The sequence below is a fragment of the Phocaeicola fibrisolvens genome, from assembly GCF_025567125.1.
Lineage (GTDB): Bacteria > Bacteroidota > Bacteroidia > Bacteroidales > Bacteroidaceae > Phocaeicola > Phocaeicola fibrisolvens.
The window spans coordinates 173404-191018 of sequence record NZ_JAOQJI010000002.1 but is presented as its reverse complement, the minus strand read 5'-3'; the positions used below and the strand labels follow the sequence as shown (position 1 = coordinate 191018).

At 55.1% G+C, this 17615-nt stretch carries 14 protein-coding genes; 10 read left to right on the top strand and 4 right to left on the bottom strand.

Features of this window, described 5'->3' with window-relative positions:
• Nucleotides 1-189 precede the first annotated feature (189 nt).
• Nucleotides 190-549, top strand: a complete 360-nt coding sequence (locus OCV81_RS01620) for a hypothetical protein (RefSeq protein ID WP_148327896.1) — start codon at nt 190-192, stop codon at nt 547-549.
• A gap of 87 nt (nt 550-636) precedes the next feature.
• Here the strand turns inward: OCV81_RS01620 and OCV81_RS01615 are convergent, their stop codons facing one another.
• Both OCV81_RS01615 and OCV81_RS01610 read right to left on the bottom strand, forming a co-directional pair.
• Nucleotides 637-930: a helix-turn-helix domain-containing protein gene (locus OCV81_RS01615; RefSeq protein ID WP_055220707.1), complete on the bottom strand. Its 294-nt coding sequence runs from the start codon at nt 928-930 to the stop codon at nt 637-639.
• A 12-nt stretch (nt 931-942) separates the two neighbouring features.
• The gene (locus OCV81_RS01610) at nt 943-1254 is read right to left on the bottom strand and encodes a helix-turn-helix domain-containing protein (RefSeq protein WP_148327894.1); all 312 of its coding nucleotides are present in this window, start codon (nt 1252-1254) and stop codon (nt 943-945) included.
• Between the two features lie 305 nt (nt 1255-1559).
• Between OCV81_RS01610 and OCV81_RS01605 the strand changes: the two genes are divergently transcribed.
• The 7 genes from OCV81_RS01605 (at nt 1560) to OCV81_RS01575 (ending at nt 13831) form a co-directional block, all read left to right on the top strand.
• Nucleotides 1560-1910 (top strand): helix-turn-helix domain-containing protein, encoded by a 351-nt coding sequence (locus tag OCV81_RS01605; RefSeq protein ID WP_087405767.1) that lies wholly within the window; start codon nt 1560-1562, stop codon nt 1908-1910.
• 14 nt (nt 1911-1924) lie between these two features.
• Nucleotides 1925-2305, top strand: coding sequence for a helix-turn-helix domain-containing protein (locus OCV81_RS01600; RefSeq protein WP_087248047.1), 381 nt, complete (start codon nt 1925-1927; stop codon nt 2303-2305).
• Between the two features lie 6 nt (nt 2306-2311).
• Nucleotides 2312-3889, top strand: coding sequence for a DUF4099 domain-containing protein (locus OCV81_RS01595; RefSeq protein ID WP_148327892.1), 1578 nt, complete (start codon nt 2312-2314; stop codon nt 3887-3889).
• A gap of 145 nt (nt 3890-4034) precedes the next feature.
• On the top strand, nt 4035-6137 hold the full coding sequence (locus OCV81_RS01590; RefSeq protein WP_148327890.1) for a type IA DNA topoisomerase: 2103 nt from the start codon (nt 4035-4037) through the stop codon (nt 6135-6137).
• 158 nt (nt 6138-6295) lie between these two features.
• Nucleotides 6296-6751, top strand: coding sequence for a DUF1896 family protein (locus OCV81_RS01585; protein WP_148327888.1), 456 nt, complete (start codon nt 6296-6298; stop codon nt 6749-6751).
• Nucleotides 6738-12506 carry an N-6 DNA methylase gene (locus tag OCV81_RS01580; RefSeq protein ID WP_148327887.1) on the top strand — a complete coding sequence of 1923 codons (5769 nt, stop codon included), beginning with the start codon at nt 6738-6740 and terminating at the stop codon, nt 12504-12506. The genes OCV81_RS01585 and OCV81_RS01580 overlap by 14 nt, the downstream gene beginning before the upstream one ends.
• 116 nt (nt 12507-12622) lie before the next feature.
• Nucleotides 12623-13831 carry a clostripain-related cysteine peptidase gene (locus OCV81_RS01575; protein ID WP_148327885.1) on the top strand — a complete coding sequence of 403 codons (1209 nt, stop codon included), beginning with the start codon at nt 12623-12625 and terminating at the stop codon, nt 13829-13831.
• Nucleotides 13832-13849: 18 nt separating this feature from the next.
• On the opposite strand, the gene OCV81_RS01570 is transcribed toward OCV81_RS01575, so the two are convergent.
• Entirely contained in the window at nt 13850-14500 is a 651-nt protein-coding gene (locus OCV81_RS01570; protein WP_148327883.1) for an RNA polymerase sigma factor, read from the bottom strand.
• A 239-nt stretch (nt 14501-14739) separates the two neighbouring features.
• Here OCV81_RS01570 and OCV81_RS01565 point away from each other — a divergent pair, with 239 nt between their 5' ends.
• Nucleotides 14740-15453 carry a DUF3592 domain-containing protein gene (locus OCV81_RS01565; protein WP_148327881.1) on the top strand — a complete coding sequence of 238 codons (714 nt, stop codon included), beginning with the start codon at nt 14740-14742 and terminating at the stop codon, nt 15451-15453.
• 18 nt (nt 15454-15471) lie between these two features.
• Here OCV81_RS01565 and OCV81_RS01560 read toward each other — a convergent pair whose 3' ends face one another.
• Nucleotides 15472-17172, bottom strand: coding sequence for a DUF3592 domain-containing protein (locus OCV81_RS01560; RefSeq protein ID WP_148327879.1), 1701 nt, complete (start codon nt 17170-17172; stop codon nt 15472-15474).
• A gap of 237 nt (nt 17173-17409) precedes the next feature.
• On the opposite strand from OCV81_RS01560, the gene OCV81_RS01555 reads away from it, so the two are divergent.
• Nucleotides 17410-17615 (top strand): hypothetical protein (locus OCV81_RS01555; RefSeq protein WP_262639922.1); only part of this gene is annotated, 206 nt, incomplete at its 3' end.

The window sequence follows — 17615 nt, the reverse complement described above, 5'->3', positions numbered from 1 at the left end:
TACGTACGGTTCGGAGGCAGGCTGTCGGAAACCTACCACCGTAAGGTGGCATGGCGCCGACAGCCGAGCCTACAAATCACGGCTGAGAAGATGAGCCGGGACATGGAACTGCTCTCCCAAAAACTCGCCCCGATGGAACAGTTCATCTGCCAAGCCATTTAGAAGTTGAACCCGAAAACGAAAAGAAACATGGAAACAAGAGGTGTCATAACAATAGAGAACAGGACGGTAGTCATGCCCGACGCCGAGGTGTGGATGACAATCGGGGAACTGGCAAACCTGTTCTACGTGCGCGGCGTGTCGGTGGAAGCCGCCATACGGAGACTGGGAAAGGACGGGATTATGGGCGGAGAGTCATGCCGCCGGATACGTCCGGGCGAAAAGTACTACACGGAAGTGTACGGCATGGAAACGGTCATCGCCTTGTCGTTCCGGTTCGACACGGGGCAGGCGGCCCTGTTCCGCAAGTGGATTGCCCGGACGGCGGCACGTTCCGGGAAAGAGCCTACAGTCATGTTCCTGCACTATCCGCACGGTACGTATTGCTGAACGGCACAGACACGGCCTGAAATGAATATCGGGAGGCGGCAACTATTATTGAGTTGTCCGTCTCCCGATTTTTACTTGCCGCATACGTCAGTACGCCTTGCGGTAGTTACGCTCCAGCACCTTCTGTACATCGCTCTCGCGGTAGAGCGTCTTGCCGCCGAACAGGAAATAGGGCAATATCCCCTCGTGGCGGTACTGCTGCAAGGTGCGCCTGCTCACGTGCAGCCTTTCTGCCAGGTCCCTGTCGGTGAGGTAACGCTCGCCGCCCATCGGCGGGATGTAACTTCCGGCAAGCCTGTCCGCCATTTTCAGGCTTCTCCTTACGGACTGCATGGCATCCGCCAGTGCCCCGCTGTCCATTGTCAATACGTTGTCGTTCATCTTACGTAGGATTTAGTGGCTTGGTTCAAGTGTCTGACGGACGGTTTTTTCCGCTACGGAATCCGGCAGGAGCCGTTCCACGTCCTCCGGCCTGTAATAGAACTTGCGCCCGATTGTCGAATACGCGATGTCGTGCCTGTCACGCATGGCCTGCAAGGTCTTCGGGGTTATACACAACATACGGCACACGTCCTCCGTGTCCATCCATTCGGCAAGGCGCCGGTCGCCGCCCTTTTCGGCAAGCGTCCTCACCCTGTCCTCCAACGCCTTCACCCCGGCAAGGAGCATCTCGAAGGCGGTCTTCTCAATGATTACTATTTCCATTTTTCCAAAATTTTATCGGTTTGCCGCAAAGTTACACAGCCGTGAGCCGGAACCGGCCGGACAAGGAAGCGGTGGCAGCTTGTGGCACTTTTTATTGTGCCACATCAGGACACGACGGGAACAGGCGGCCCGGAGTGTCGGTCAGGCGGTTTTCCATGATTAAAATGCCCGTTGAAGTCCCCGTAAGGCGGAAAATCCATAAAAATCTCACGTAAGTTACGGGTAAGTACCGTGCCCGCCCTTTGAAAATGGCCGAATTTTGCTCCCGACAAATTGATTCACTAACGATTAAAACTGATTGAGAAATGGAAATCATCACGATGGAAAGCGCCGCCTACAAGGACATCGTAGGGCGCATCGAGGAAATCGCCTCCCATGTGAGGAGGCAAGGCATGGAGGGACAGCGGAACGATACCGCCTGCCTTCTGGACAGCCGCGAAGTGATGCGCCTGCTCTGTGTCAGCCGCCGCACGCTGCAACGGCTGCGCGACGAGAAGCGCATCGGGTATGTCATCATCCGGGGCGACTGCCGTTACCCTCCGGAAGAAGTGGAACGCATCATCCGGGAGAATGCGGTCAAGACTTCACCGGAGAAACCGGAGGAACTGAAACACAACTACCGGCTCCGCACGGGCGGAAAGGCGGGCAGGAAATGAAAGGAGGAACGGCTATGGAGTTTTTAGACAGACGCACTTTCGAGGACTGCATGAGGCAGGTGTTCAGCCGCCTCGACCGTCAGGAGGAGATGCTCTCCGCCATGCGCGGTGACGTGAATGAAAAGCCGCAGGGCACCGCCTTGTTGGAAGAGGACACGATGGACAACCAAGACGTGTGCATGCTGCTCCACGTGAGCAAGCGCACCCTGCAACGCTACCGCAGCGACGGGCTGCTGCCCTACCGGATGCACCGCCACAAGACCTATTACCGCAGGGCGGACGTGGAACTGTTCATCAGCACCCACATGCGGGAAATACTCCGTGACAGGGCTCAGGATAAGGCGGACAATACCAAAAGAAAATCAAACGACAAAAAAACGAACCGTAAAAATTAAACTGAAATGGAACAGAAAAAGAAAAACGAGAAGGACGTGCTGGTCGTCCGCGACGAGAAGACGGGCGAAATCAGCGTAGTAGCCGGGCTGGACAGCAAGGGCTATCCGAAGACGGCTCCGGCAAAGGCGGAACACTCGCAGGACTTCCTGCGCTTCGACCGCCACGGGGACATGGTGGACAACTTCTTCAGGAACTTCTACCGCCAGTGCAAGGAGCCGACACGCTTCGGCTTCTACCGGGTGGCGGCGGACATGGCGGATGCGGTGCTGCCGGTCATCAAGGATTTGCTGAAAGACCCTGCGGCAAACGCGGAAATGCTTGCCCCGCACAAGGTGGACACCTCCAAATACCAGCAGGAGGCAACGGAAAATGTAAAACAAGAAAACAACGAACCCATTAAAAAGACAGAAGAAATGGAACAGAAAAAAGAAGAACAGAAAAAAGAAGAACAGAAACAGGAAGTGCAGCAGCCACAAGAAACTGAGGCACAGCAGAAGCAGGAGAAGCCGAACCTGATAGCGGACGACCAGGTGGACTGGGCCGAACTGCGCAAGTGCGGCATCGACAGGGAGCAACTGTCGGAAAAGGACCTGAAAGCCCTGATGAACTACGGCAAGACAGGGCTGGTGACGGTGAAGCCGACTTTCGGAGGGGACAGTTACGAACTGCAAGCCCGACTCTCGTTCAAGAAGGCGGAGGACGGCACGCTGAAACTGACACCCCATTTCATCCGTAACGAACCGCGCCTTGACATCCCCCACAGGGGCTACACCTTCACCGATGAGGACAAGAAAGCGTTGAAACGCACGGGCAACCTCGGCAAGCTCATCAACTTCGCCAACGAGAAGACGGGGGAAATCAAGCCCCACTACATCAGCATCGACCGCCTGACGAATGAAGTCGTGGACATCCCTGCCGACAAGGTGCGCATCCCCAATAAAATCGGGCAGACACCCCTGTCGAAAGCGGAACAGGACATCCTCCGCGCCGGACTTGCCTTGCCCAAGGAGGTGACGCTCAAGAACGGGCGCAAGTTCGAGGCAATGCTTCAGGTGAACGCCGACAAGCGCGACGTGGAGTTCGTGCCGGGACAGCAACGGCAACAACAGGCGCAGCGTCAGGGAAAATCGCAGGACAATCCCGACGCACAAGGGCAGAAGCAGGAGAACAACGGAGAGGGGCAACGCCGCAACCGCTCGTGGACGAACGAGGACGGCAGCATCCGCCCGATAAGCAAGTGGAAGGACGACACGTTCACCGACCAACAGAAGGCGGACTACGTGGAGGGCAAAACAGTGGTGCTCGCCAACGCGAAGGACGACCAGGGACAGCCCTGCACGAAATACCTGAAGTTCAGTTTCGAGAAAGGGCGTCCGTTGACCTACTCGCAGAACCCGGACCTTGCGCAGACCGTCGCCCCGTCCAACGAGAGCCGCACGCAGCTCGCCGTGAACAACGAGGGCAAGACCAACGAAGCCACGAAGCATGTGAAGGAGCCTTTGCAGCAGGGACAGACCGCCCCGAAGGACGAAACGCAGCAGAAACAGCAGACCAGAAAATCCAAAGGCATGAAGGTATCCTGATTGCCGCCACTAAATCCATCCAAAAATGATTGACGGGTGAAACGGGGAGCATACACCGCCTTGTGCGCATATCCCACAAACAAGGCCGTGCCCCGTTTCCACCCAAACAAAAACAAAAGTATCAACAAATTAAACAGAGAAAGACATGATTACCATATTGGCAGAAAAACCGAGCGTCGCCCGTGAGATAGCACGGATTGTCGGCGCAATGAGAAGAGAAGAAGGGTATTTCACCGGGAACGGCTACCACGTGACATGGGCGCTGGGACATCTGGTGCAGCTTGCAATGCCCGACGGGTACGGTGTCAAGGGTTTTCGGCGCGACAGCCTGCCCGTCATACCCGAAAAGTTCGAGCTAATCCCCCGTCAGGTGAAGACGGACAAGGGCTGCAAGGCGGACGCGGCGGCGGTGAAGCAAATCAAGGTGATAACAAAATTATGGAACGAAAGTGAAGGCATCATCGTGGCGACCGACTGTGCCCGTGAAGGGGAGCTTATCTTCCGTTACCTGTATGCCTACATAGGCTGCACCCTGCCGTTCCAAAGGCTGTGGATAAGCTCGCTGACCGACGCCGCCATCCGCAAGGGACTGAAAGAGCTGAAGGACGGGCACGAGTACGACAGCCTCTACCTTGCCGCCAAAGCCCGCAGCGAAGCCGACTGGCTGGTGGGCATCAACGGCACGCAGGCATTGTCTGTAGCCGCCGGGCGTGGCACGTATTCCGTCGGACGAGTGCAGACGCCCACGCTGGCGATGGTCTGCAAGCGTTATTGGGAGAACAGGCGTTTCACGCCCGAACCGGTACACCAGCTTCATTTCACCACGCCGTCGGTAAGCGCAAGCGAAGTGGTAAAGTTCGCCTCGGTGGAAAAATGGAAAGACAAGGAAGAGGCAGCCACATTATATAATAAGGTAAAGGAACAGATGTGCGCCACCATCGTGAAAGTCGAAAAGAAGGAGAAGGTGGAGAACCCTCCGCTGCTGTACGACCTGACCACGCTCCAGAAGGAAGCGAACACGAAGCACGGCTTCACGGCGGAACAGACGCTCGACCTCGTGCAGAAGCTCTACGAGGCGAAGCTCGTCACCTATCCGAGAACATCGAGCCGCTACATTCCGGAGGACGTGTTTGCCGAAGTACCCTTGTTATTTGAAAGATTATCTGCCCATTCATTGTTTGCCGATAAAATCAAAAGCATGGACGGACTGAACCGCCGCAGCGTGGACGCCTCGAAAGTGACCGACCACCACGCATTGCTGGTGACGCCCAACCGTCCGCTGGCGCTCTACAAGAACGAGCAGCTTATCTACGACATGATTGTGGGGCGCATGATTGAGACGTTCTCCCCGGAGTGTGTCAAGGACACGACCACCGTCCGGGCGGAATGCGAAGGCGTGGAGTTTGAAACGAAAGGCTGCATCGTACGCAAGGCGGGCTGGCGTTCGGTCTATGATGACGATAAGGAAGACACCGTACTGCCCGACTGGAACGAGGGCGACACGCTGGCAATCAACGGCTGCTCGATGAGTTCGGGCATGACCCGTCCGAAACCGCTCCACACGGAAAGCACCCTGCTGGCGGCGATGGAGACCGCCGGACGCGAGGGTATGGAGGACGAGGAAGTGCGCCAGGCGTTGAAGGACTGCGGCATCGGCACGCCCGCCACCCGCGCCGCCATCATCGAGACCCTGCTCAAAAGGGAGTACATGGCGCGCGTGAAGAAGTCGCTCGTGCCGACGGAGAAAGGGCTCGCCTTGTATTCCATCGTGAAAGGCATGGACATCGCCGACGTGGAGATGACGGGACGCTGGGAGGCGGAATTGGCAAAAATCGAGAAAGGAGAAACGCCGCACGAGGCTTTCCTGCGCGACATCGAAAGCTATACCCGGAAAATTACCACGGAACTGCTTGCCTGCGATAAAATCTTCGGGCACAAGGCGTCGGGCTGCACCTGCCCCAAGTGCGGCACGGGCACGATGCAGTTCTACGGCAAGGTGGTACGTTGCGACAATCCGGACTGCGCCCTGCCGGTGTTCCGCCAGATAGCGGGCAGGACGCTCACTGATGCGGAAATGAATGATTTGCTGGCCAATGGAAAGACGGGCGTCCTCAGCGGCTTCAAGAGCAAACAGGGCAAGCCGTTCAGCGCAGCAGTTGCTTTCGATACGGATTTCAACACGAAATTCATCTTCCCTGAAAATAAATCGACAAGAAAATCCACTAACATAAAAGGAGGAAGAAAATAATGACTACCTTTGCCACTGATTCACTGTTCATAATCTGTTTCAATACGTTGAAGCATTGTTTTACGGTGGATTTAGTGGCGGCACTCGGAGGGATACCGGGTGCCTTTTTTCCTTCCTTCCCAACTCCATTATCAATAATCCACTAAATCCATCAGAAAATGAAACAGAACAAGAAAACCCTTCCGGCGGAGCTGTCCTACTACGGGCTGTACCTGCTGGACTACCTGAGAAAATACCATCCCGACAAAGCATCCGACACGGACCTTATCACAGAAAAGGAGGAAGCCGCCACAGTAACCTTTGAAAAGGAAAGGCTGGCGGGCGGCACAGTGGAACACGCTCACGAGGAAGCCATGCGCGTCCTGCTGCGCGGGCTGCACTTCTCGCCCTACGCCCTGCTGACAGAGGTCGTGGAGAGGGAGTTTGCCGACGAGGTGCCGGAATCCGGACGCGAGGCGTTCTGCCGCGACCTGTACCCCCATCTGAAAAAACTGTTCGCCGGTTACGACACGTCGGACGACACCTTCGCCCTGTCGCCTGCCCATGACCTGCTCTACACGGAGCTGGTGGGAACCGTCGTGCTTTATCTGGAGGGTGGCCATGGTGTTCAATAGGAAACAGAAGCTGCGCGACAACATCGAGGCGGTACGCACGGCGTTCACGCTTGACCGGGAACGGCGCATCCCGACGGAAAGGGAACGTACGCTGCTGGAGCGTTACTGCGGCTTCGGGGGCCTGAAGTGCATCCTGAACCCGGCAAGGGAACTGTCCGACGCCGTGCATTGGGCGAAGTCCGACCTCGAACTGTTCGCCCCGACAGTGGAGCTGCACCGCATCATCCGAGAGAACAGCCGGGATGAAACGGAGTACAAGCGGTATGTGGACTCGCTGAAAGCCTCGGTGCTGACGGCGTTCTACACGCCGCAGGCCGTCACGGATACCATCGCGGACGTGCTGCACGACAGGAAGGTACGCCCGAAGCTCGTGCTGGAGCCTTCGGCTGGCATGGGCGCGTTCATCGGCTCGGTACTTTCAGACAACCCGCAGGCGGACGTGATGGCTTTCGAGAAAGACCTGCTGACGGGCAAGATGCTGGGACACCTGTACCCGCAGCAGAAGATACGCACGGAAGGCTTCGAGAAGATAGAAAAGCCGTTCCTAAACCGGTTTGACCTTGTCATATCCAACATCCCTTTCGGGGACATAGCGGTGTTCGACCCAACATTTGCGGACGGGAAAGACAAAATACGCGGAATAGCGTCAAAGACCATCCACAATTATTTCTTCCTGAAAGCGCTGGACGCGGTGAAGGACGGCGGCATCGTGACGTTCATCACCTCGCAGGGTGTCATGGACAGCCGGAACATGGCGGTACGTGGGGAAATGATGGTGAATGCCGACCTGCTTTCCGCCATCCGTCTGCCAAGCAACCTGTTCACGGACAACGCAAACACGGAAGTGGGCAGCGACCTGATTATCCTGCAAAAGCACGAAGGCAAGACCGGGGGAACAATGGACGAAGCCCACTTCATTGCTGGCCTATCGGACGGGGAAAACGGACTGGAAATCAACAATTACTATAAAACACACCCCGACCGTATCATCCATACCGACGCGAAAAGGGATACCGACCCTTACGGCAAACCTGCCATGGTCTATACGCACAGCGGCGGCGTGGAGGGTATCGCCACGGACTTGTACCGGATGCTGTCGGCGGATTTGTCGGCACGGCTGGACTTGGAACGCTACAACGGCATCAAAGGTGAAAGGCAGGAAACCCGGAAGGCGATAGTCGTGCAACCACAAGTGGAAGTTACGCAGTCACAAGTGCAGGTACAGCCCATGCAGCCGGAAGTGAAAAGAGAAGAAAATCCGGTGCAAGCCGTGGCGCAGGGGATGGAAGCCAAACGTTCCGAAGCCCCGGTTATGGACCTGTACGACCTGTTTGGCTACACGCAGGAAGAGCGGCGGATGGCGGAACGCGGGTTGAAACCGGAGAGGAAGAAAGGCGGCAAGCCCAAACGCAAGAAGCAGCAGGAACAGTCGCTGTTTTCCCCGTCGGAACTGGAACAGATAGAGGTGAAGCCGAAAGAGGCTGAACATCCCAAGCCCGAACCGCCCGTAGAGAAGCCTGCCATAGACGATGACCCGGAGGATGCCGTTTACCGCAGTCTGGACTGGGAAACCAACCCGCCCATCAACGGCTTCTACGAGATGATGATGTCACTCACGCCGGAACGACGGGCGGAACTGCGCCGTATGGGAAAGGAGAAAATGGATGCCAATACCGCCAAGCAAGTGGAAAAGGTACAAACTGTCTATCCGATAGAGAACGCATACGAGGTGCGGGCGAAAAAACAGATTGAGCGTGTGGAAAGGGAGATGCACGAGGAGGAAGCCGCCCTGACACCGGAGGAACGGCAGCACCGGAAGGAGGAAGCCATGAAACCACGCCCCTTCAAGGGCATCATGGAGCCGCACCTGAAAGACGGCTCGCTCGTCTGGGAACATACGGGCGGAGTCCGCTTCCAAATCGGGGTGCTGAAGGATGTCACCCGGTACGGGGCGACCTTCCAGCCGCTCGACATGGACGGGATGCAAGCGCAGAAAGCGCAACTTTATATCGACCTGCGCAACACCTACGAGCGGCTTTACGCTTACGAAGCGGAGAACCACGAGGAGAACGCCCTGCTGCGTCGCAACCTGAACACTTACTACGACGAGTTCGTCATGCGCTACGGCAACCTGAACGCCAAGCACAACGCCAAGCTCATCCTGATGGACGCTTCGGGGCGCAACATGCTCTCGCTGGAGCGCGGCGAGGACGGGCAATTCGTCAAGGCGGACATCTTCGACCATCCCGTTTCCTTTTCGCAGGAAACGCTTGTCGAAGTGGAGTCACCCGAAGAAGCCCTGTCCGCCTCGCTCAACCTCTACGGCGGCGTGAACCTGCCCTACATGGAATCACTCTGCGACCTGCCGCAGGCGGAGATGCTCGATGCCCTGAAAGGCAAAGTGTTCTACAACCCGCTGGCGGACGGCTACGAGATTGCAGACCGCTTCATCGCCGGGAACGTGGTGCAGAAAGTAGCTGACGTGAAGGAATGGATAAAGGGACATGAGGGCCACGGGATGATACCACAGGCACAGGAGTCGCTTGAAGCTTTGAAAAATGCCGTGCCCGAACAAATCCCTTTCGAGGACCTGGACTTCAACTTCGGGGAGCGTTGGATACCCACGGGCGTGTATGCCGCCTACATGAGCCGCCTGTTCGATACGGAGGTACGGATAACCTACTCGGAAAGCCTCGACGAGTATTCGGTGAAATGCGCCTACAAGACGATGAAAATCACGGACGAGTTCCTGGTGAAAGGCTATTACCGAAACTACGACGGCATGAACCTGCTGAAACACGCCCTGCACAACACCTGCCCCGACATGATGAAAAGCATCGGCAAGGACGAGAACGGGAACGACATCAAGGTGCGCGACAGCGAGGGCATACAGCTTGCCAACGCGAAGATTGACGAGATACGAAACGGCTTCACCGAGTGGTTGGAGGAACAGTCGCCGGAGTTCAAGAAACGCCTGACCGACCTGTACAACGACAAGTTCAACTGTTTCGTGCGCCCGAAGTACGACGGTTCGCACCAGAAGTTCCCGGACCTGGATCTGAAAGGCTTGGGCATAATGGACTTGTACCCCTCGCAGAAGGACTGCATCTGGATGCTGAAACAGAACGGTGGTGGCATCGCGGACCATGAGGTGGGGACCGGCAAGACGCTGATAATGTGCGTTTCAGCACATGAAATGAAGCGTCTGGGACTGGTACACAAGCCGATGATTATCGGGCTGAAGGCCAACGTGCGCGAGATTGCCGAGACCTACCGCAAGGCTTATCCCAACGCCCGCATCCTCTACGCCTCGGAGAAGGACTTTGCAGCCGCCAACCGCGTGCGCTTTTTCAACGACATCCGCAACAACGACTGGGATTGCGTCATCATGTCGCACGACCAGTTCGGGAAGATACCTCAGTCGCCGGAGTTGCAGCAGCGCATCCTGCAGGAGGAGCTGGACACGGTGGAGGAAAACCTCGAAGTGCTGCGGCAGCAGGGCAAGGACGTGTCACGGGCGATGCTGAAAGGATTGGAGAAACGCAAGTTTAACCTGCAAGCCAAGCTGGAAAAGGTGGAATATGCGATAAAATCAAGGACGGACGATGTAGCGGACTTCAAGCAGATGGGCATCGACCACCTGTTCATAGATGAGTCACACCAGTTCAAGAATGCCCCGTTCACCACCCGTCACGACCGTGTGGCGGGTCTGGGCAATCCCGAAGGAAGCCAAAAGGCGCTGAACCTGCTGTTCGCCATCCGCACCATACAGGAGCGGACGGGCAGGGATTTGGGGGCGACGTTCCTCTCCGGCACGACCATCAGCAACTCGCTGACGGAACTGTACCTGCTGTTCAAGTACCTGCGCCCGAAGGCACTGGAAAAACAGGACATCCGTTGCTTCGACGCATGGGCGGCGATATTCGCCAAGAAGACGACCGACTTCGAGTTCAACGTGACGAACAGCATCGTGCAGAAAGAGCGTTTCCGTTACTTCATCAAGGTGCCGGAGCTGGCGGCGTTCTACAACGAGATAACCGATTACCGCACGGCGGAGGACGTGGGCGTGGACCGCCCGAAGAAGAACGAGATACTGCACCACATACCGCCCACGCCCGACCAGGAGGTGTTCATCGAAAAGCTGATGCAGTTCGCCAAGTCGGGCGACGCGACGATATTAGGCAGACCGCCGCTGTCGGAAACGGAGGAAAAAGCGAAGATGCTCATCGCTACGGACTATGCAAGGAAGATGGCACTGGACATGCGCATGATAGACCCAGCGTATGAGGACCACCCAGACAACAAGGCGAGCCATTGCGCCAAGATGATAGCGGAGTATTACCGCAGGTATGACGCGCATAAGGGGACGCAGTTCGTCTTTTCGGATTTGGGCACGTACCAGCCCGGTGGCGGCTGGAGCGTCTATACCGAAATCAAGCGCAAGCTGGTGGAGGACTACGGCATACCGGCAAGCGAAATCCGCTTCATTCAGGAGTGCAAGAACGAAAAGGCACGCAAGGCGGTCATTGAGGCGATGAACAACGGGCAGGTGCGTGTGCTATTCGGTTCGACGAGTATGCTCGGCACGGGCGTGAACGCCCAACGCCGGGCTGTCGCCATCCATCATTTAGATTGTCCCTGGCGCCCATCCGACCTGCAACAGCGTGACGGCCGGGCGGTCAGGAAAGGCAACGAGATTGCCAAGCTCTATGCGGCGGACAAGGTGGACGTCATCATCTACGCCGTGGAGAAGTCGCTGGACTCGTACAAGTTCAACCTGCTGCATTGCAAGCAGACATTCATCTCGCAGCTGAAAAGCGGCGCGATGGGCGCACGAACCATCGACGAGGGGGCGATGGACGAAAAGTCGGGCATGAATTTCTCGGAATATATGGCGATACTGTCCGGCAACACGGACCTGCTGGACAAGGCAAAGCTCGAAAAGAAGATAGCCTCGCTGGAAGGTGAGCGCAAGTCATTCCATAGGGGCAAGCGCGACTCGGAACTGAAACTGGAGAGCAAGACTTCGACGCTGAAGAACAACCGGGCTGTCATCGCCGCCATGACGGAGGACTGGGAAAAGTTCACCGCAGTCGCCAAAACCGACAGGGACGGCAACCGGCTCAATCCGATACGGATTGACGGGCTGGACACCACCGACGAGAAGGCCATCGGCAAGCGGTTGCAGGAGATAGCAAAGAACGCCACGACAGGCGGAGTGCCCCAACGCATCGGCGAGCTGTACGGCTTCCCCGTGAAGGTGGTGAGCGAGCGGACACTCAGCGAGGGGCTGGAGTTCACCGACAACCGTTTCTTCGTGGAGGGAAATTACAAGTACAGCTACAACAACGGTCATCTGGCGATGGCGGACACCCATGCCGCCGCCGTGAACTTCCTCAATGCGTTGGAGCGCATCCCCGCCATCATCAGGCAGTACGAGGAAAAGAACGAAGTGCTGGAACGCGAGATACCGCAGTTACGGGAGATAGCGAGCAAGACATGGAAAAAAGAGGATGAACTGAAGCAGTTGAAGTCCGACCTTGCCGCCCTCGACCGCAAGATACAGCTGGAACTGGCCCCCAAGCATGAGGAAACGCCAAGTCAGGGGCAGGAACCAGGCGGCGGTCAGGCTTTACCAAAATCGGAGAACGTGCCGAAGCCGGAGATTGCCGCCAATGACTTTATGCGTGACCATATTATAATAGGTAGGCCGGGTATTCCCGAGCATAAGGAATACCGGGGCGTGAAAATGTGACGGGAGGACGGCAAGGACGGTGATATACCGGACCTGTCGTCTGCTTTTTTCTCGCCATTGTAACCCTGTTGTCATATTAAACCGTTACCTTTGACAAATTAAACTGAAAAAGGAATATGAACAAGCGCAAGTTTTTCCGTGCGGCTTTGGGCTGCAGCCTTCTTTTGCCGCTGGCATCCTGTTCGGAGGACGAGGAAATAATCGTACCGCCCGACCCTGTGTCCTATACCACGCTGGTGTATATGGCCGCCGACAACTCGATGGACTCTGAAGTGGACTATACCATCTCGCAGCTTAGGCAGGGCGCACGGCGCAGTGCGGGCACGGCGGTAGTCTATGTGGACAGGGAAGGTGAAACGCCGCGCCTGTTCAGTATCACGCAGCAAGGCGGGGAAGTCCCGCTGAAGTCGTATGCGGAGGAGAACTCCGCCAGTCCGGAAACGCTGGCGCGGGTGATAAGCGAGGCCAAGGAGCTTGTTCCGTCCGACCGTTTCGGACTGGTGCTTTGGTCACATTCGATGGGTTGGCTGCCAGGTGGTTACGATTCCGATCTTGTGCCGCAAGGCACGAGGGGGAATGCGGTTGACGGATTCCCGCGCACACGCTACATCGGCATCGACAACCATCCAGTGAATGCCTCCTCGTCCGGCGTGATGGAAATCGATGCATTGGCTGATGCCCTCCCTGATAATGTGGCGGAATATATCTGGTTTGATGTATGCCTGATGGGGTGTATAGAAGGGCTGTATGAAATGCGCAACAAGGCGGACTATCTGATAGCTTCGCCCACCGAGGTACTTGCGGAAGCCGACCATGACGCTTCGGGCATCCCTTATGCGAAGGTGCTTCCGTACCTGTTTGGCGGCGTGGAGGACTTGGAACAGGCCTGCGTCGCCTATTACGGCCACTACAACAGTATGGGGCACGACATACTGCGCTCGGCCACAATCGCGCTGGTGGATGCCGCCGAACTTGGCGGACTTTTCACTGCCACCCGGAACGTCCTGCAAGGCAGGTTGCACGACATGGAGGCTTTGGACACGTCTGTCTTGCAGGCGTACCACACGGACAACGTGCCCAACGTGTTTTTCGACATGGGCGATATAGTCCACACCGTTGCGGGAGGGCGGACGGACGAGTTCGACGCGCAGTTGCGCCGCACCGTCGTTTACAAGGCGGCCACGCCGCAGTTCATCAACAAGTTATCCATCAGTCAGGAACATTTCAGCGGACTGAGCATGTACGTGCCTTTAAGCAGGTGGAAAGGAAACTGCGAATACAGTTACTATTTCAATAATTTGGAATGGTCAGGGATTTATGAATGACGGAACTGGACATGATAATCAAAGCGGCATGTTCTGGATGACGCACGAAAGGATGGCGGACACATATCCGGCCTCACACAGTTTCAGACGTACTTCCTTTGTCATCACGCACACTTTTTTCCTGACGGTGGCTTCCGTAAATCCGTACATGTCAGCCACCTCTTTGGCTGTATATCCATTCTTCATACTGACGAAGACCTTTTTGTCCAGTTCACCGAACCTTTCAAGCACTTCATAGGTAATCGCATGGATGGCTTCCACATCCAGTTTGGAGAATACCGTCGGGTTGTTATCCGCGATGTTCACCACCATGCGCCATATTTCCTCGTCGTCCAACGACACAATGTTATGGCAACTCTCCACCATCCGGTAGAAATCCAATATGCGTTTGGCTATGACGGCATAAAGCAAGCCTTTTATTGTATGCCGTTTTTCGTCATGTTTCCCGATGATTTTCCCCGCATTGTCCCATACGTACATCCACAGGTTTTGTGACAGTTCGGATGCGGCCTCCTTACTGCCCGTCCGCGAATAGAATAGCCCGAAAGCCCACTTCGCATACTTGCCGTAAAGACGTGTGAATGCTGCCGTATCCATGTTTTCCGCAATGGCAGAAAGCAGTTGGAAATCATCTTCTTCCTTATCTTGTCCTAAAGCCGAAACATCCATAATATTTATATTTTTGGACGATGCAAAATTAGCCATACAGTGTGACACTCGTGTTACGTGCCAGTAACATTTATAATAAAAGGTAAAATTCATAGGGAAAGACCTAGAAAGTATCGCATTAAGCCTTTTCAACGCAAAATCGGGTAACACTCGCCCCGTCCGCTACGAATTACATATAGGGAGCAATCCTTTAATGATATAAGAAGTTGATATTTCATTAAACGGACCTTTTTACAATTATGCGTTACAACAAAGAAAAAGCACTGGCCAGGGGCAAGAAAAAAGACAAGGCATTTGTCCGCATCTTCGGCGGAATATTTGTGCTGGTGGGCATCATCCTGTTTACCGTCTGTATCTTCATCTATACCAGCGGTCACACATTCAAAGCAGAAGCTACACCTGTGCAGGCAGTTATCCTGGCCATGCGTGGGGCAAATCACGAATCGCTGGGCACACCGGTGGTGGAATACACAGTCGGCGGAAAGACTTATACTTCCACGCTCAATCTGTCTTCATCGTCCATGCATCCGGGCAAGCAGATTACAGTCTATTACCGCAATGACAATCCCCAAGAGGTGCGTTATCTGGATGATAACAATTGGATAATCGGCCTATTGATGGCCATGGCGTTCGTGTTTGCCGGTATGGGACTGGCTTTTATTCTGGTAAGGCGGAGACACCGGCAGAAAATAGCCCGCTTGCTTGCTACCGGCGATACAGTGGAGGCGGAGATAACAGGCATCCGTGAAGATGACAACCAAAGCATGAACGGACGGCATCCCATCATCGTGAGTTGCCGTTATGTGGCATCCGATGGGCGTATATACCTGTTTCACAGCGGTTCTTTCTGGTATGAGAGTTACGAGATAGATCCCCAAAGAAAGGTGCGTGTCTATGTTGACCGCAATAATCCTTCCAATTATTATGTGGATGTTGACAGTGTGGTGGGATGAGAACGGAAAAAAACGTGTTTAAGGCAAATTATCCTTGGCAACCAGCATCAGTTCGCCCGCTTTCTTCATCAGCGTTTCTTCGGATACATCCGCTCCTTCCATAAAGATAACCAAGAGGTGGTCGCCCACCAAAGCAAAAACGTTCAGCACACGCCGTCCTCCTACCTCTGCGCAGGCTAAGGTGTAGTAGGTAATCCATCTCTTGTCTTTCAGCGTCAGCTCCAGGTAGTCCTGCGTTTCATAGATGTCAGGGTGCTCCCGGAACAGGTGGTCCTTGTAACGCATCAGTCTGCCCAGCAACGAAGCCGTGGCAAGGGGTGTGGCCTGGTTGAAGGGTGTGCTGCGTGCTGATGTCAGTCTGAATCCTTGTATTCCGACGGAGGCATACAACACTCCGAAACGTTCCACGCCGCCGGCTATCCGTGTCACTGCATCCGTGGCAAGGGTGTCTCTGTCGGACACTGCTTCTATAGTTGCGTAGTAGAAAATTGTTGTCTTGTCTACCCTCAAGGTATCCGGATTAACGCCCGATGCTTCCAGACGGATTTCAGCGGCAGCTGTCGCACACGCACCTCCCAGGGTGAGCAACGGCCAATATCCTCCGCCCTCTATCTGCATCGTGTCCTCCAACGCCGGAGAAAGGATGCAGACTCCTGCGCGTGGCGCAAAACCTTCCAGCAGGCTCTGCAACTTCGGCTTCAGGTCTGCATTCATGTCGTAGATATATTTGTCCAGCCTGTCGCGATAGCTTTCGGGAATCATCAACATACTGCTTGTCCTGGTGTGCGTCAGTCCCTGTGTGCCCCACACCACAAACATGGGACGTTTGCATTTGTCGGTAAAGCGCCAGGAGGACGTCCAGTCTTCATATCCGTCCTCGTCGGTATAGCTCCATCTGTTATTTCCGGGGAGGTATTCGTGCAATTCCGTGGCATAAGCATTGTAGTAGCTGAAACCGGGCGGGAGGTTCAGATCGGAAACCAGCACGTAAGTCTCAAACCTGTTGTATATTATGTAGCCGAATGCTGTTACTAAGACCATGACAAAAGCAACGATAGCCGATGGAAGCCACCTCCATCTGCGACGGCTACGGAACACCCGTTGCCCCCTCTCCTGGTGTCTGAGTATCGCTTCGCCAATGTTTCCCACGTTTGTGCCCTGCCTCTTTAGTTTTTCCAAGCTGTTGACAAACGTCTTGTTCTCCTCATAGAATTGGCGGACAAGGAGGTGCGTATATAAGTAGAACTTGTACGGATGGTCGCGGTCCACGAAAACGGGCACGCGGCTTCCCACCTCAATCAGTCCCAACAGCCCCGCCTGCGAGCCGTTGAGCTGTTCCTTAACCTGCCATTTCCGACCGCCGGGCAGGGTGAATTCATAGACTGCCACGAAAGCCTCTCCGCCTTCCTCGACATCTATCTCTTTCTGGATGGCCGTGACGACGGCTTCGGCCTGGATGCCATGCCCTATCAGCTTCCGCTTCTCCCTCAGGATGCCCAGCAGGGAATAGGCGATGTAGCCTGTCACCACCAGACAGATTATACCCGCCCAGCAACTCCCGATGCCTTGGAAGCCATGCAGGAAAAGATTTACTATTCCCGACCCGCTGAACACTCCGGCAAGCAGCAATCCACCCGCTATGGCAACCAGCCACCAGCACAATTCCCGCTTTAAGATTCGCCGGTACGCCTCTTTCCGTATGTCTGTATCGTTCCTCATACCGCTATCAGTTATTTGGGGAGCGAATGTAACGAATGGATGTTTCGTTTCGGTTACGAATCTGTGTAATTGTTTGAAGCCCTTAAAAGCGGACGGTCGGGAATAAAATTTTCCCGTTTAATGTTTATTAACGCAAAATCGGGTAACACTCGCCCCGTCCGCTACGAATTACATATAGGAAGCAATCCTTTAATGATATAAGAAGTTGATATTTCATTAAACGACCCTTTTACAATTATGCGTTACAACAAAGAAAAAGCACTGGTCCGGGGCAAGAAAAAAGACAAGGCATTTGTTCGCATTTTCGGCGGAATATTTGTGCTGGTGGGCATCATCCTGTTTACCGTCTGTATCTTCATCTATACCAGCGGTCACACATTCAAAGCAGAAGCTACACCTGTGCAGGCTGTTATCTTGGCCATGCGTGGGGCAAATCACGAATC